This window comes from Pigmentiphaga sp. MLSB6-MA01, assembly GCF_058793475.1.
In genome coordinates this window covers 88,868-104,358 of record NZ_JBXAFV010000010.1, presented here as the reverse complement: position 1 = coordinate 104,358, position 15,491 = coordinate 88,868, and the positions used below count along the sequence as shown (strand labels likewise).

Here is a 15,491-nt window from a genome sequence, read left to right as displayed (position 1 = left end):
AGAGATGAGAATTATGCATTGGATTCATCAATGCATCGTACGGAATAATGCTGTCATGACGACACACGCTGCACCCCCTTCCCTGAGTCCCGGCCTGGTCTGGCTGATGTCCATCGCCACCGGCCTGACCGTGGCGGCCAACTACTACGCCCAGCCCCTGCTGCACGTCATTGCCGACGACCTCGGCCTGTCGGTGCCCGAGGCCGGCTCCATCGTGACGGCGGCCCAGGTCAGCTATGCCGTGGGCCTGTTCCTGCTGGTCCCGCTGGGCGACCTGCTCGACCGGCGCAACCTGATCTTCGTGATGACGCTGCTGGCCGCCGGCGGGCTGTGCGCCAGCGCGCTGGCGGGCAACCTGCCGGTGTTGCTGGCCGGCACGACGGTGGCCGGGCTGTTCTCGGTGGTCGCCCAGGTGCTCGTGCCCTTCGGCGCCACGCTGGCCGCGCCGAACGAGCGCGGCAAGGTCGTCGGCACGCTGATGAGCGGCCTGCTGCTGGGCATCCTGCTGGCGCGCACCTTCGCGGGCCTGGTCGCGGCGCTGGGCAACTGGCGCCTGGTCTACGGGATCGCCGCCATACTGATGGCGGCGCTGGCTTTCATCCTGCGCCGGTCGCTGCCGCACCATCCGGCGCAGGCCGCCGGCATGGCGTATCCCCGGCTGATCGCGTCGATCGCCGCGCTGTTCGCCCAGGAGCCGGTGCTGCGTACCCGCGCCGTGCTGGGCGCCCTGACCTTCGCCAGCTTCGCGATGTTCTGGACTTCGCTGGCATTTCTGCTGTCGGCGCCGCCGTTCGGCTATTCCACCTTCACCATCGGCCTGTTCGGCCTGGCGGGCGCGGCCGGCGCGCTGGCCGCCGCGCGGGTGGGCCGGCTGGCCGACCGCGGCAAGGGCGAGACGGCCACGCGCTTCGGCTTGGCGGTGCTGCTGGTGTCGTGGCTGCCGATCGCGTTCGGCCAGTATTCCGTGGCGCTGCTGCTGCTTGGCGTGATCCTGATGGACCTGGGCGCCCAGGCGGCGCACATCAGCAACCAGAACGCCATTTACCGCATCCGCCCCGAGGCGCGGGGCCGCCTGACCGCGGCCTACATGACGAGCTATTTCATCGGCGGTTCGCTGGGTTCGCTGGCATCGGCCTGGCTCTATGCGCATGCCGGCTGGCACGGCGTGTCGATCGGCGGAGCGGTGGCCGCGCTGGCGTCCGTGGCGGCGTGGACCATGCGGCCGCGCGGCCCCGCCGCCGCCGCGCCGTCCACGCACTGACGGCGGGCGTTGCCGCCTCTTACAGGCGTGCGCCGCGCGCCATGCTAGCCTGTGGTCGGACTCTTCCCGGACGACGAACATGGCCGATTCCATCCCCCAGCATCGCTGGGCCGTGCTGCGGGCCGCGCGCCTGATCCCCGTATTGCGCTACCAGGATGCCGAAACCGCCCTCTACGCCGCGCAGGTGGCACTGCGCGCCGGCTGCCGGGGCATCGAACTGACGTGGACCATTCCCGGCGTGCTGGATGTCCTGCGGTCGCTGCGCGCGCAGGCCGAACGGGCCGGCCAGACGGATGTGCTGATCGGCGTGGGCACCGTGCTGGATGCCGGGCAGGCCCGGTCGGCCCTGGAGGCGGGCGCCGATTTCCTGGTCGCGCCGGGAGTCGTGCCGGCGCTGGTGGAACTGGCGGGCGCGGCGGGCGCCCTGAGCATGCTGGGCGCGTTCACGCCCACCGAGATCATCGCGGCCAAGGCGGCCGGCGCCGACGTGGTGAAGATATTTCCCGCCGATACCGGCGGTCCGGGCCACCTGGCCGCGGTGAAGGCGGTCTTTCCAGACACGTCCTTCTGCCCGACCGGGGGCGTGACGCGCGACAACATGGCGGCCTATTTCCGCGCGGGCGCCGACATCGTCGGCATGGGCAGCAACCTGTTCGACAAGGCGCGGCTCGCCGCGCGCGACACCGAGGCCCTGGTGGCGGCGCTGCGGGCCACGCTGCAGGACGCCGGCGCCGCCTGACCGGGCGCGCGCGTTACGAGATTTGCCCGGCGGCCTGATAGGGCTCGAGCTCGTCGCCCCCGGCCGTACTCTCCTGTTGCCGCCGCCACATGGCGGCATAGGCGCCGTCCAGGGTCAGCAACTGGTGGTGGCGGCCTCGTTCCACCACCCTGCCACCGTCCAGCACGATGATCTCGTCGGCGTCGATGACGGTGGACAGGCGATGGGCGATGGTCAGCGTGGTGCGCCCGCGGCTGACCTCGCGCAGGTTGCCCTGGATCTCGCGTTCGGTGTGCGTGTCCAGCGCGCTGGTGGCCTCGTCGAATACCAGCACCGCCGGCCGCTTCAGAATGGTCCGGGCAATGGCCACGCGCTGTTTCTCGCCGCCCGAAAGTTTCAGTCCGCGTTCGCCCACCACGGTCTGGTAGCCGTCGGGCATGGCGAGGATGAAGTCGTGGATGTGGGCCAGGCGCGCCGCTTCCTCGATCTCGGCCTGGGTCGCGCCCGGGCGTCCATAGGCGATGTTGTAGTAGATGGTGTCGTTGAACAGCACGGTGTCCTGCGGCACGATGCCGATGGCCGCGCGCAGGCTGGACTGGCTGATCTTGCGGATGTCCTGGCCATCGATCAGGATCGCCCCGCCGCTGACGTCGTAGAAGCGGAACAGCAGGCGGCTGAGGGTGGATTTGCCCGCGCCCGAGGAGCCGACCACGGCCACGGTCCTGCCCGCGGGCACGGTGAAGCTGACGTCCTTCAGGATCAGGCGCCTCGGATCGTAGCCGAACACCACGTGGCGGAATTCGACGGTGGCGCCGTCCACGTGCAGGTCGGGCGCGCCGGGTTCGTCGGCGATCTCGCGGTCTTCCGACAGCAGGTCGAACATGCGATCCATGTCGATCAGCGACTGCTTGATCTCGCGGTAGACGAAGCCGAAGAAATTCAGCGGCTGGTAGAGCTGTAGCAGGTAGGCGTTGACCAACACGAAATCGCCGATGCTCAGGTGTCCGGCGACGATGCCGCGCGCCGCCATCCACATCACCACGGTCAGGCCGACCGAGATGATGGCGGCCTGGCCGATGTTCAGCAGCGACAGGCTGACCTGGCTCTTGACCGCCGCGCGCTCGTAGCGCTCCAGTGCGTGGTCGTAGCGCCGCGCCTCGTGCTCCTCGTTGCCGAAGTACTTCACGGTTTCGTAGTTGAGCAGGCTGTCGATGGCCTTGGTGTTGGCCTCGGAGTCGGTCTCGTTCATCTGGCGCCGGAACTTCGTGCGCCATTCCGTGACGAGCAGCGTGTAGGCGATGTACAGCACCACCGTGGCCAGGGTCGCCAGCGCGAACCAGGCGTCGAACATGTGCCACAGGATGGCGGTGACCAGCCCGATCTCGAACAGCGTGGGCAGCACGTTGAACAGCATGTAGGACAGCAGCGTGCTGATCGCCCGTGTGCCGCGTTCGATGGAACGCGTCAGCCCGCCGGTCTGGCGGGCCAGGTGGAAGCGCAGCGCCAGCCCGTGCAGGTGGCGGAACACCTGCAGGCCGACGACGCGGATGGCGTTCTGCGCCACGCGGGCGAACACCGCGTCGCGCAGCTCGGAGAACACCAGCGACAGGACGCGGGCGCCGCCGTAGGCCAGGATCATCCCCACCGGGATGGCCAGCACGGCGGCCGCCGTGCCGCCTAGGGCGTCCACCGCCGACTTGTAGAAGATGGGGACGTAGACGTTGGCGACCTTGGCGGCTATCAGCAGCGCCATGGCGGCCACGATGCGCAGGCGCAGCCGGGGGGCATGGGCCGGCCACAGATAGGGAAGCAGGGTGCGGAGGGTGGCCAGGCCGCCGCCGGGGCGGCGGGCAGGAGCAGGTGTGTTCAAGGCAAGTTTCCGGGATGCAATGATGGCAACGATACGCCTATGGATGGCCGTGGTGCGTCCGGAGGCTAGCCGAAGGCCTCGCTGAAGAAGTCGATGAAGGTCCGCACCTTGGGCGCCATGAACTTGCGGCTGGTGTAGGCGGCGTACAGGGTCACGGCCGGCGGCCGGTACTGCGGCAGCAGGCGCACCAGCGCGCCGCTGGCCAGGTCGTCGGCGATCAGCCATTCCGGCAGGTAGCCGGGACCGATGCCCGCCAGCAGGCTGTGGCGCGCCAGGGAGGAATCATCCGTCTTCAGGGCCGTGGGCAGGCGCAGCGTCGCGGGCCCCGCGGGTCCCTGCAGCGGGATTTCCTCGGGCCGCTTGACGTAGGCGGGCAGGACGGCCGGATGGTCGGCCAGTTGGGCCGGCGACTCGAAGGGGCCGTGCCGGTCCACGTAATCGCGCGAGGCCGTCAGCACGAAGCGGACCTCGCACAGCGGCCGCACGATCAGCGACGGCGCGTTCTGGGCCGCGGTGGCGCGCAGGGCCAGATCGAAACCCTCCTCGGCCAGGTCCACCTTGTAGTTGCTCAGGCGCAGGTCGATGGCCACGCGCGGGTAGCGCTCGCGGTAGCACGCCAGCATGCCGGCGAAGCGGCCGTTGGCGCACCAGACCGGCGCGGTGACCTTCAACTGGCCGCGCGGCTCGGCATGGCTGTCCTGCAGGGTGGCCTCGGCGTTGTCCAGCAGGTCCAGCGCCTCGCAGCACTGCTCGAAATAGACCTGCCCCGCCTCGGTCGGGCTGACGTGCCGGCTGGTGCGATTGAGCAGGCGGGCGCCCAGGCTGCGTTCCAGGTGGGCCAGGTGCTTGCTGGCCATGGCCGGCGAGATGCCCAACTGCCCGGCCGCCCGCGCGAAGCTGCCCGCCTCGACCACGAGGCGGAACACCTTCATGCTGACCAGCGTGTCCAAGTCCTCAGGCCTTGCCGCGCGACGCGTCGATGCTGAAGGCGCCCGCGCCCGCCACGGCGAAGAACAGGAACACGAAGCAGTACAGCACGGCCGGTTCGCCGCCGTTCTGCAGCGGGCTCAGGAAGGCCTTGGGCGCATGCGCCATGAAATAGGCCACGGCCGTGAAGCCGCACAGGATGAAGGCCACCGGCCGGGTGAACAACCCCAGGATCATCAGCAGTCCGCCACCGATCTCCAGCACGCCCGCCAGGCCCATCAGCGAGAACAGCTGGATGCCTTGCATGCCCAGCGAGGGAATGTCGAAGAACTTGGCCGTGCCGTGCTGCAGGAACACATAGGCGATGACGATGCGCATGACGGCTTGCGCGCGCGGGGCCCAGATGGCCAGGGTGTCGTTGGTCGAGGTCTGCATTTGCTGTTTTCCTTCAAGAGTGGCACGCGGGTGAAAAAAGGCTGTGTCCGACCCAGGGCGCCGGGGGTGGCTTCCCTACCCAAAACGGGTGGCGGAGACGACTACGTTCATGACTTCATCCTGGAAAATGCGGCTGCCGGGATCGTCGCCGGCGGCACCCGCCGCTACCATCAACGGCAACAGGTGGTCGGGCCGGGGCTGCGAGACGCGCGCGTCGGGCGCCGACGTCCAGTTCGCCAGCGCCTGTTCGCGCGCCTCGCGCGGCAGCGCCACGGTCTCGGCCAGCCAGTCGTCGAAGCGCAGCGAGGCCGGCTTGAACGCCGGCGCGAAGCCTCGCATGTTGTGGAAGCTCATGCCGCTGCCCACGATCAGCACGCCTTCGTCGCGCAGCGGCGCGAGCGCGCGGCCCGCGGCCAGGTGGGCCGCCGGATCCAGGCCCGTTTTCATGGATAGCTGGACGACGGGAATGTCGGCATCGGGAAAGATCAGCTTGAACGGCACGAACACGCCGTGGTCCAGCCCCCGATCGGTGTTCGAGCCGGAAGCGATGCCCGCCTGCCCCAGCAGTTCGCGCACGCGCCCGGCCAGCGCGGGCGAACCGGGCGCCGGGTACTGCAACTGATAGGTGTGTTCGGGAAAGCCGTAGTAGTCGAACAGCAGCGGCGGGTTGGGGCTGGCATTGACGGTGAAGTCGTCTTCTTCCCAGTGGCCGGAAATCACCAGCACCGCTTCGGGACGGGGGCCTGCCGACGCGGCGAGTCCCTTGAGGAAACCGGCCATGCGGTCCCACATATGGGGATCGCCGGGCCATTCCATGAAGAAGCAGGGACCTCCTCCATGGGGAATGAAGAACGTGGGCAGACGGTGGGCGCTCGAGGCGGACATGGCAGCTCCTGTGGCGTGGCCTTTGTCGGCAATATAGGCGCGTACTGTCAGGCAATCAACCGCATAAAAAGGAAGAGTTCGTTTCCTGTACGTTGATGATCCACAGTGCGGGACGATATGTTTTCAGGCCTCAGCCTTTACTCCTGTTCCGCTTGCTGGCGCAGTCCGGCGGCTTCTTCCCGGACCATCCGCAGGAAGAACGCCAGCGCGGGTGACGGCGCCACGTCCGAGCGTAGCACGACGCCTACGGAAGGCAAGGCCCAGGATGGCCGGAAGTTCAGGATGGTGAGTACTCCCAGCCGGGCGTAGTGCCGGGCGACGCCACGCGGCATGGTGGCCAGCACGTCGGTGTTGCGCAGCAGGACTTCGTTGGCCAGCAGCGATACCGATTCCGCCAGCGGGACGCCCAGCGCCAGGCCTTGTTCGGCGAAGTAGGCGTCGATGCGCTGGCGCAGCGGCGCGTCGGGCGGGGGCAGGATCCACGATTGCCGCGCCAGCGCGGCGGGCGTCAGGCGGTTCGAGCGCGCGAGCGGATGGCCTGCCCGCGCCACGACGTCGATGGGTTCTTCGTACAGGACCTCGGTGCGGAACATGGGCTGCACGGCGCCCGGCATCAGGCGTCCGATGATGCAGTCGAGTTCTCCCCGCGCCAGGGCCGACAGCAGCAGGTCGTTGGTGCCCTCCTGGATCATGACGGTGATGCCCGCGTGGGCCTCGTGCATGCGCGCCAGCGCGCGCGGCACCAGCACCGGCAGCACGACCTGCAGTACACCGGCGCGCACGCGGCCGGTGGCGCCCCGGGTCAGCGCCTCGATCTCGTTGCGGGCGCCGTCCAGGTCCGCCAACAGTGCGCCGGTCCTCTGCACCAGGGCCTCGCCGTAGGGCGTGGGCGTGATGCCGCGGCGCGAGCGCACGAACAGCGGCACGCCAAAGGCCTCTTCCAGCTCCACCAGCAGCTTGCTGGCGGCGGGCTGGGTCATGCCCAGGCGCGCCGCCGCCTTGTGCACGCTGCCGGTGGCATGCAGCGTTTCGAGCAGATCGAGATGGCGCAGCCGCAATCTCGAACGTATCTGGCGGATGGAGGGGACGTGGTAGCTGTTATCCAAGGTGATTCCTATTGGTTTTCACTTGATTCTAAGAATTTATGTATTGGTAGTCACTGCGTGCCTACACTGGGTTCGTTTTCCCCCCCCCCGAGAGATCCCCGATGAAGATCACCATGCTGGGCACGGGCGCCGCGCTGCCCGACCCCGACCGTGGCCAGTCCGCCATCCTGCTCACGCTGGACGAGGACCGGCACTACCTGTTCGACTGCGGTGAAGGCGCCACGCGGCAGATGGTGCGCGCCAACGTGGACCCGGCCAAGGTGGGTTTCGTCTTCCTGACCCACCTGCACCACGACCACATCTGCGACTACCCCTATTTCGTCATCTCCAGCTGGATGCTGAACAAGACCGGCGCGCCGCTGGTGCTGGGCCCCAAGGGCACCCGGCATTTCGTCGATCATCTGTTCGAGCATGGCGCGTTCCAGGCCGATTTCCGCGCCCGCAGCGCCTATCCCGTGCGCCAGGAGAACATCGAGGCGGCGCGGCCCGAGGTGCGCGAGGTCCAGCCCGGCGTGGTGTTCGAGGACGACAAGGTGAAGATCTCGGTGGACTGGGTCGAGCACATCCCGCGCGACATCTGCGAATGCTTCGGGGTGCGGGTCGAGGCCGAGGGCAAGGTCATCGCGTTCAGCGGCGACACCGCCCCCTGTGACGCCATGGTGCGGCTGGCCCAGGACGCCGACCTGCTGATCCACGAGTGCACCTTCCCCGAGTCCTTCATCGCCCACCGCGCCAAGACCGGCGTGGGGACCTATTCCCATACCAGTCCCACGGACCTGGGCAAGATCGCCCGCCGCGCCAATGTGAAGAGCCTGGTGGCCACGCACTTCGGCCACTTCGATTCGACCAGCCCGGTGCTCCGGCGCGCCGGCGCCAAGCACATGCCGGTGGAGTTGATGGGACCGCACCTGATGGACGAGATCGCGGCCGACATACGCAAGAACTACGACGGCCCGTTGCGCCTGGCCCACGACTTGATGCGCATCGACCTGTAGCCCCGCGCCAGCCTGTGTGTCTTGCGGGATTGCGGCCAGGCCGCGCACCTGGCGCGGCCTGAGTGGTTCAAGCGGATGCCGGAGGGCTTTCCCGAGGTGCCGGCGCCCCGGGAGCCTGCGTGAGCGCGCCGCGGCTACCGTCCAGGCGAAATGGCAATCCGACGATACGCATCGCGGGCGCGCCGGGGGGCGAACGGACGAAGCCGGGGTCGGCGGCGCACGCCGCCGCGACCGCGCGGTCCAGTCCCTGGACCGGCGCGCATGGCGCGCCGGCCGTGTTGAGCGAGGCGTCCAGGTCCGGCACGGAGCGTTGGCGAATCGCCGCCTGCACGTGGCCGGACAAGGCATGGTCGTCCAGCCCGGATAGCGCCGCCAGGCCGAGGGCAGCCAGCAGCGCCCGCCGCTGGTGCGGCTCGTTGACGGCGATGCATACCCGCCCGTCCGCCGCATCGTAGCAGCGGGACAGCGGGTTGCCGCTGGAAGCGGCGTTGCCGCGTCCCTCCAGGGATTCCGTCCCGTTCAGGTGGCCGGCCACCGTGCTGTGCATCAGCGCCAGCGCCGAATCCAGCATCGATACTTCGACGCGCGTGCCCTCGAACCGGGAATGCCGCCGTTGTCCTATCCACGCGGCCATCACGCCCAACGCCGCGTTCAGGCCGCTGGCGTAGTCGATCACGGGGGCGCCCGCCTTCATCGGGCCGGAGCGCGCGTCACCGGTCAGATTCATCATTCCGCTGGCCGCCTGAATGACACTGTCGTAGGCGGGATAGGCCGCGCGCGCGCCCGCCCCGCCGTAGCCGGTGATCGAACACCAGACGAGTCCTGGACGCGCCGCGCGTATCCGGGCCTCGTCCAGCCCCAGGCGCGCCAGCGCTCCCGTGCGGAAGTTCTCCACCAGCACGTCCGACCCGGCCAGCCGATCAAGGAACATGGCCTGGCCGGCGGCGTGTGCCAGGTCGAGGTAGACCACGTCCTTGTTGCAGGCCTGGGCGATGTAGTCGGTCGAGAGGCCCGCCGCGCCGAGCGCGGAATTGGCGCGCCGCCGCCACCGGATGGTGTCGCCGCCCGGCCGTTCCACGCGGACGACCTCGGCGCCGAGCAGCCCCAGCAGATAGGTGCAATATGGGCCTGCCAGGACCCGGGTGGCATCCAGCACTTTCATGCCGGCCAGGGGAAGCGGAATACCGGTCGATGCCATGTCAGCCAACCTGGATCTGGAAGTCCTTGACGATCTTTGCGTATCGGGCGACCTCCTCGTCCACCAGCCGGGCGGTGGCCTGGGGCGCCAGGCCCAGTGGCGCGGCGCCGTCGCCGCGTATTTTCTCCGCGACATCGGGCAGCGCGAGGATGGCCGCCAGTCCGCGCTGCAGGCCGGCGACGTCTTGCGCGTCGAATCCCGGTGGAGCGAACAGCGCCTGCCAATTGTCGAATTCCACCTGGGGGTAGCTCGTGGCGAGCAACGGCACGGACTCCATGCCGGGAGGAGAGCGCCTGCCCGCGATGCCGATGGCGCGTATGGCCCCGGTGCGGACATGGCCTGCCGCGGCCACGGCGGCGAGCATGGTGAAGTCGATCTCTCCGGCGATCAGCGCGGTCGTGACCTGCCCCGCGCCCTTGTAGGGAATATGGGTGGACGCCAGGCCAGCCTCACGCGATAGCGCCGCGCAGCCGAGGTGGCTGGTCGTCCCGGTACCAGGCGAGCCGTAGTTCAGCCCGCCGTCTCGTCGCGCGGCCTGTCGGCGCAGGTCATCGACGGAATGGATGTCGCTCTTGCCAGGCACGGCCAGTACCAGGGGCGAGGAGGTCAGCAGCGAGACCGGGACCAGGTCCTTGCGTACGTCATAGCGCAGGTTCTTATACAGGGAAGGATTGACGGCGATCGAGGCCGTGGTGAAGAGCAGCCGGTGCGCCGTGGTATCCCGAGCCACCATCTCGGCACCGATGTTGCCCGCCGCTCCGGGTTTGTTTTCGACGATGACCGATACGCCCAGCCGGGCCGACAGTTTTTCGGCGATCGTCCGCGCCAGCATGTCGGTGCCCCCGCCCGGGGAGAAGGGTACCGTCAGCGTGACCGGCATGGACGGCCACCGCTTTCCACCGCTGGCCGCCCAGGCGCCGCCGGTAGCGGCCAGCATGCCCAGCAGCATGCCGCGTCGTTTGATGCCCATAATGCCTACCTCCCGGTATCGTTATTTGCCGCCCATCCTATCGATCTCCTGGTAGCGAATGAAACTACTATCCTCCACCGAGCGGGCCGACCCCCGCTCCCTGCAATTGCTCAAGCGCCTGGGGTTCTCCGGCTACGAGGCGGCCGTGTGGCTGGAGCTGGCCCAGGGTTATCCGGCCACGGCCTACCAGGTCGCCAAGCGAGCCGGCCTGCAGCGCGCCAACACCTATCGGGCGCTCGAACGCCTGTGCGAGCTGGAGGCGGTCACGGTGGTGCATGACCGGCCCGTCACTTATGCGCCGGCCGATCCGAAGTCGATGGTGGGGAGACTGACGACCGGCCTGGCGGGCGAGTGCGACTGGTTTGCCGGGCAGATGACGCGCCGCATGCAGTCGCGCAATCACGGATCGATCCGGACGGCCTCGGGGGCGGAGGCGTGCCTGGAGTTCCTGCGCCAGGAGTTGGGAGCGGCGACCCGCTATGCATGGATCAAGGGAGAAGGCACGACCATCCGGTCCCTGGCCGAAGACATCGAGGCTGCCGTGCTGCGGGGCGTGGAGATAACCGTGATCGCCTTCGGCCCCTGGCGGGCGTTGCGGCGGCGGTTCGCATCATGCCGCGTGTATCCCCACGAAGGCAATGGTGCGCGCCTGACCAGCGCCACTGACGCGTTGCTGACCCTGGCCCGGGACGGACGTTCCGTGACCACCGCGGTGTTCACCGACGCGCCCACGGTCACGTCCCTGCAGGACCATGCGCTGACGTATCAACTGCATTCCTACCTGCTGCATGAAATCTTTCTCGCGGAGCTGGCGGCGGGGCCGGATGGCGCCGCGATCGCGGGCGAACTCAAGCGGTTGCGGTCGCTCCATCGTCCGCCTGGAATGGAACGGCCGCTGCTGGGGGATGCCGGCTAGCCGCGGGCCGGCGCCGACCGGCCTACTGGTCGAAGAACGCGCTCGGCGCCACGCCGAACTGCCGCTTGAACATGGTCGAGAACGCGCTGGGGCTGGCGTAGCCCAACTCCAGCGCCACGTCCAGGATCTTCGCGCCTTCGGCCAGCCGCTCCAGCGCGGCCAGCAGCCGCGCCTGCTGGCGCCATTGGCCGAAGGTCATGCCGGTCTCGCGCACGAAAAGGCGGTGCACGGTCTTGGCGTCCACCCCCAGGCGCCCCGCCCAGCCCTGGGCGGTGGTCTTGTCGTCGGGGGTGGCGACGATGGCTTCGCATACCGCCTGCAGGCGGGGATCGGCAGGCCGGGGCAGGCGCAGCGGAAGCGTGGGCAATTGCCGCAGCTCGTCCAGCAGCAGCCGCATTACCCGGCCATCGCGCGTGTCGTCGCCGTAGGGGCCGTGGATGTCGATCGCCGCCAGGATCAGCTCGCGCAGCAGCGGGGAGATCGCCATCACCGAACAATGGGGCGGCAACTGCCGGGAGGCCTCCGCATGGATGTAGGCGGTGCGCATCCGCACCGCGCCCACCATGCGCAGTTCGTGGCGTATCGACGGCGGCATCCATAACGCCCGGGTGGGCGGCACGACCCACCGCCCCATCTCGGTATGCGCGACCACGACGCCGTGCAGGGCGTAGACGAGCTGGCCCGAAGGGTGCTGGTGCGGACCCGTGCGGTAGCCCGACGGGAAGTCCTTGGCCATGGCCGTGACCGGCCGTTCGCGGCGGTCATAGTCGTGGTAGTCGGGAAAAAGAGAACTTTTGTCCATTTCTAAAAGGCATGTGCCTTATTTTCGCAAGACAGGCGCAATCTTGGCAGGTACGCTTACCCAAATACGTAAAAACCCTGAGCCCGATGGGCGTTTCCAGAGACACCATGCAAAGCGTCAACCCTGCCCAGATTCCGCCCGCCCAGGCTGAACGCACCGGCTTCAAGATACTGGGCGCGATCAGCTTCTCGCACTTCCTGAACGACATGCTGCAGTCGCTGATCCTGGCGGTGTATCCGCTGCTGAAAAGCGAGTTCTCGCTGTCGTTCACGCAGATCGGCCTGATCACGCTGCTTTATCAGTTGACCGCCTCGCTGCTGCAGCCGCTGGTCGGCCTGTACACCGACCGCCATCCCAAGCCCTATTCGCTGCCCATGGGCATGGCGTGCAGCATGGCCGGCATCGTGCTGCTGGCCTACGCGCCCAACTATGCCATGTTGCTGGTGGCCGCGGCGCTGCTGGGCACCGGGTCGTCCATCTTCCATCCCGAATCGTCGCGCGTTGCGCGCCTGGTGTCGGGCGGCCGCCACGGCCTGGCGCAGTCCATCTTCCAGGTGGGCGGCAATGCCGGCAGCGCCATGGGGCCGCTGCTGGCCGCCTGGTTCATCATCCCGCGCGGCCAGGACAGCCTGGCGTGGTTCGCGCTGGCCGCGCTGCTGGCCATGGTCGTGCTCTACCAGGTGGGGGCCTGGTACAAGCGGCAGCACCTGTCCGGCCCGCGCAAGGCCCGCCCGGCGGCACCCGCGCCGACGCTCAGCCGCGGGACGGTCACGGGTTCGATGGCCATCCTGCTCACGCTCCTGTTCTCCAAGTATTTCTACATGGCGAGCTTCACGAGCTACTACACCTTCTACCTGATGCACCGCTTCGACGTTTCGGTGCAGGCCGCGCAGATGCATCTGTTCGCCTTCCTGATCGCGGTGGCCCTGGGCACGATACTGGGCGGTCCCATCGGCGACCGCATCGGCCGCAAGAAAGTGATCTGGGGTTCGATCCTGGGCGTGGCGCCGTTCGCGCTCGTGCTGCCCTACGTGGACCTGGCGTGGACCGGCGTCCTGAGCTTCGTCATCGGCCTGATCCTGGCGTCGGCCTTTTCGGCGATCCTGGTGTTTGCCCAGGAACTGATGCCGGGCAAGGTGGGCACCGTGTCGGGCCTGTTCTTCGGCTTCGCCTTCGGCATGGGCGGACTGGGGGCCGCGGTGCTGGGCAAGGTGGCCGACGTGACCAGCATCGAGTACGTCTACCATCTGTGCTCGTTCCTGCCGCTGCTGGGGCTGCTGACCGCGTTCCTGCCGGACCTGGGCCGGCCGCGCGCCAAGCCGGTCCTGGCCAAGGCCTGACGGGCCACGCACCGGCGGCCGAGGGCTCCCGGTGCGGGCCGCGCCATTCTATAGTGCTACCCTGGTGTCGACACGCACGACTCTCCTCTGCCAGGGTTTCATGAAAAGCCTTCTGTTTGCCTTCGTCTGCGCGACCGCGCTGAACGGCTGCGGCGTGGTGGCCGCGCCTTGCCGCATCGCCTCCGCCGGCCTCAAGATCGTGCCCGTGGTGGGCGACATCGCCGCCGCGCCCACCGACGCCTGCGCGGCGGTCATCGACTGATGGACGCGCGCAAGGCTCTCGTCCTGTTCTCCGGCGGCCAGGACTCCACGACCTGCCTGGCCTGGGCCCTGGGCCGCTATGCCACGGTCGAGACCGTGGGCTTCGACTACGGCCAGCGGCATCGCGTGGAGCTCGATGCCCGCCAGAACGTGCTGCGCGAGATCCGCGCCCGCTTTCCGGACTGGGCGCCGCGGCTGGGCGAGGACCACGCCATCGACCTGTCGGTGCTGGGCGCCCTGAGCGATACCGCGCTCACGCGCGATACCGAGATCCGGCTGAACAGCGCCGGATTGCCCAACACCTTCGTCCCGGGCCGCAACCTGGTCTTCCTGACCATGGCCGCGGCGCTGGCTTACCGCCGCGGGCTGGAAGTCGTGGTCGGCGGCATGTGCGAAACCGATTTTTCCGGCTATCCCGATTGCCGCGACGATACCGTCAAGGCCCTGCAAGTAGCGGTGTCGCTGGGCATGGGGCAGCGTTTCACTTTCGAGACGCCGCTGATGTGGCTGGACAAGGCCCAGACCTGGCAACTGGCCGAGGACCTGGGCGGCGACGCGCTGGTCGAGGTCGTGGCCGAGCACAGCCATACCTGCTACCTGGGCGATCGCAGCAAGCGATTCGACTGGGGTTACGGGTGCGGGACCTGCCCCGCCTGCGAACTGCGGGCGGCGGGTTATGGCCGCTGGCGGCAGGTGCCGGGCGGCGCGTAGCGCCGCCTATTCGCCGAATACCTCGGCCAGCGTCGCGGCATCGAGCACGTTGACGGACCAGGTTTCCAGGTCGGCGTCCGATGCGTCGCGCAAGCGCTGGATCGTGGCATCGGGCAGGGGGCCGAAGCGGCGGGCCAGGATGCGTTCGAGCAAGGCGGACTCGCCTTGCCGACGGCCCTGTTCACGCCCCCGTTCAAGGCCCTGTTCAAGGCCCTGTTCAAGGCCCTGTTCAAGGCCTCGCGCACGGCCTTGCTCAAGACCTTGTTCCATCCCTGTCCGGGTTGCGTAGGCCAGCGCCGCAGCATCGTCGGCGATCGCCTTTTCGCGGGCATAGGCCCGCCAGCGCGCGTCTTCGTCCATGGTCAGGACTTTCAGTCTTCCGACCGCTTCGCGCACCGGTTCGTGGGTGATGTCCTTCATGCTGGCTTCCTCCCATCCGTGCTGGAAGCACGCGACCCAGGCCGACAGCGCCGCCGGCAGGCACCCCAGGCGCTCCGCCTTGGGTAGTTCAATTATATGCAGCTGGAGTTCCTTGCCCAGCCGTATCGTGGGTTGGCGGCGATCGCGCAATTCGAAGCGCCAGTTCGCCTGCGCCGGGTCGTCGAACAGATCGTGCGCCAGGAAATGGATGGCGATCGCCGGCTTCAGGAGTTCGTAGTCCTGGCCGCGCTGGATCTGCTCGGACAGCGTGCGGGCCAGGTAGTAGGCGCTGCGGGCCGGCCAGCGCTCGTAGCGCCGAACCTGCATCTCGATGTTGTAGAGCTGGCCGGTCGCGTCGCGCGCGTGCAGGTCCAGCACGATGGTCTTGCCGTCCAGGTCGCCGGCATCGATCTGGGGATTGAGTATGCGTTCGACGACGATCGGGGCCTCGTCGTGGCGCACGGCGTTGATCAGGTCGGCCAGCAGGTGCGGCGCCCGCGTGAACAGCAGCTTGAAGACCAGGTCGTTGCGCAGGTCGAGCAGAGGGGGCGGTGCCCGTCGGGAAGGAGCGAGGTCGGTGGAGGGCAGCATGGAAGGTCCTTGAAAGTCCCCTCCACACTAGCCTCCGGACCGTACCCCGGACGATCGACGGCTACGGACCGCCCATGAGGAATTG

General features: G+C 68.4%; 16 protein-coding genes. 7 read left to right on the top strand and 9 right to left on the bottom strand.

What is annotated here, in order from left to right:
• The first annotated feature begins 55 nt into the window (after positions 1-55).
• Positions 56-1,261 (top strand): MFS transporter, encoded by a 1,206-nt coding sequence (locus AC1Q6E_RS17235; protein WP_152798382.1) that lies wholly within the window; start codon positions 56-58, stop codon positions 1,259-1,261.
• Positions 1,262-1,340: 79 nt separating this feature from the next.
• A complete protein-coding gene (locus AC1Q6E_RS17230) occupies positions 1,341-2,000 on the top strand; it encodes a bifunctional 4-hydroxy-2-oxoglutarate aldolase/2-dehydro-3-deoxy-phosphogluconate aldolase (RefSeq protein WP_152798381.1) in 660 nt (219 codons plus the stop codon).
• A gap of 13 nt (positions 2,001-2,013) precedes the next feature.
• Here the strand turns inward: AC1Q6E_RS17230 and AC1Q6E_RS17225 are convergent, their stop codons facing one another.
• The 5 genes from AC1Q6E_RS17225 to AC1Q6E_RS17205 all read right to left on the bottom strand — a co-directional run bounded on the left by AC1Q6E_RS17225 (position 2,014) and on the right by AC1Q6E_RS17205 (position 7,202).
• Positions 2,014-3,849 (bottom strand): ABCB family ABC transporter ATP-binding protein/permease, encoded by a 1,836-nt coding sequence (locus AC1Q6E_RS17225; protein ID WP_492573168.1) that lies wholly within the window; start codon positions 3,847-3,849, stop codon positions 2,014-2,016.
• A 65-nt stretch (positions 3,850-3,914) separates the two neighbouring features.
• On the bottom strand, positions 3,915-4,799 hold the full coding sequence (locus tag AC1Q6E_RS17220; RefSeq protein WP_152798379.1) for a LysR family transcriptional regulator: 885 nt from the start codon (positions 4,797-4,799) through the stop codon (positions 3,915-3,917).
• A gap of 4 nt (positions 4,800-4,803) precedes the next feature.
• Entirely contained in the window at positions 4,804-5,211 is a 408-nt protein-coding gene (locus tag AC1Q6E_RS17215) for a DoxX family protein (RefSeq protein ID WP_152798378.1), read from the bottom strand.
• Between the two features lie 75 nt (positions 5,212-5,286).
• Positions 5,287-6,096, bottom strand: coding sequence for a DODA-type extradiol aromatic ring-opening family dioxygenase (locus AC1Q6E_RS17210; protein WP_492573167.1), 810 nt, complete (start codon positions 6,094-6,096; stop codon positions 5,287-5,289).
• Between the two features lie 137 nt (positions 6,097-6,233).
• Positions 6,234-7,202 (bottom strand): LysR substrate-binding domain-containing protein, encoded by a 969-nt coding sequence (locus AC1Q6E_RS17205; protein WP_492573166.1) that lies wholly within the window; start codon positions 7,200-7,202, stop codon positions 6,234-6,236.
• Positions 7,203-7,303: 101 nt separating this feature from the next.
• On the opposite strand from AC1Q6E_RS17205, the gene AC1Q6E_RS17200 reads away from it, so the two are divergent.
• Positions 7,304-8,197 (top strand): MBL fold metallo-hydrolase, encoded by an 894-nt coding sequence (locus AC1Q6E_RS17200; protein ID WP_152798375.1) that lies wholly within the window; start codon positions 7,304-7,306, stop codon positions 8,195-8,197.
• A gap of 67 nt (positions 8,198-8,264) precedes the next feature.
• Here AC1Q6E_RS17200 and AC1Q6E_RS17195 read toward each other — a convergent pair whose 3' ends face one another.
• Together AC1Q6E_RS17195 and AC1Q6E_RS17190 are read right to left on the bottom strand one after the other, a co-directional pair.
• Positions 8,265-9,395: a CaiB/BaiF CoA transferase family protein gene (locus AC1Q6E_RS17195; RefSeq protein ID WP_296561162.1), complete on the bottom strand. Its 1,131-nt coding sequence runs from the start codon at positions 9,393-9,395 to the stop codon at positions 8,265-8,267.
• 1 nt (position 9,396) lies between these two features.
• Complete coding sequence (locus AC1Q6E_RS17190) at positions 9,397-10,365, bottom strand: Bug family tripartite tricarboxylate transporter substrate binding protein (protein ID WP_152798373.1); 969 nt, start codon at positions 10,363-10,365, stop codon at positions 9,397-9,399.
• A gap of 58 nt (positions 10,366-10,423) precedes the next feature.
• Between AC1Q6E_RS17190 and AC1Q6E_RS17185 the strand changes: the two genes are divergently transcribed.
• A complete protein-coding gene (locus AC1Q6E_RS17185; RefSeq protein WP_296561160.1) occupies positions 10,424-11,281 on the top strand; it encodes a TrmB family transcriptional regulator in 858 nt (285 codons plus the stop codon).
• Between the two features lie 22 nt (positions 11,282-11,303).
• Here the strand turns inward: AC1Q6E_RS17185 and AC1Q6E_RS17180 are convergent, their stop codons facing one another.
• Positions 11,304-12,083: an AraC family transcriptional regulator gene (locus AC1Q6E_RS17180; protein ID WP_152798371.1), complete on the bottom strand. Its 780-nt coding sequence runs from the start codon at positions 12,081-12,083 to the stop codon at positions 11,304-11,306.
• A gap of 86 nt (positions 12,084-12,169) precedes the next feature.
• On the opposite strand from AC1Q6E_RS17180, the gene AC1Q6E_RS17175 reads away from it, so the two are divergent.
• The 3 genes from AC1Q6E_RS17175 (at position 12,170) to queC (ending at position 14,395) form a co-directional block, all read left to right on the top strand.
• The gene (locus tag AC1Q6E_RS17175; RefSeq protein WP_152798370.1) at positions 12,170-13,423 is read left to right on the top strand and encodes an MFS transporter; all 1,254 of its coding nucleotides are present in this window, start codon (positions 12,170-12,172) and stop codon (positions 13,421-13,423) included.
• A 100-nt stretch (positions 13,424-13,523) separates the two neighbouring features.
• Positions 13,524-13,685, top strand: coding sequence for a DUF6726 family protein (locus tag AC1Q6E_RS17170; RefSeq protein WP_296561156.1), 162 nt, complete (start codon positions 13,524-13,526; stop codon positions 13,683-13,685).
• Complete coding sequence (gene queC, locus AC1Q6E_RS17165; RefSeq protein ID WP_152798369.1) at positions 13,685-14,395, top strand: 7-cyano-7-deazaguanine synthase QueC; 711 nt, start codon at positions 13,685-13,687, stop codon at positions 14,393-14,395. Before AC1Q6E_RS17170 ends, queC begins: the two co-directional genes overlap by 1 nt.
• A gap of 6 nt (positions 14,396-14,401) precedes the next feature.
• Here the strand turns inward: queC and AC1Q6E_RS17160 are convergent, their stop codons facing one another.
• On the bottom strand, positions 14,402-15,406 hold the full coding sequence (locus AC1Q6E_RS17160; RefSeq protein WP_492573165.1) for an Rpn family recombination-promoting nuclease/putative transposase: 1,005 nt from the start codon (positions 15,404-15,406) through the stop codon (positions 14,402-14,404).
• Positions 15,407-15,491: the final 85 nt, after the last annotated feature.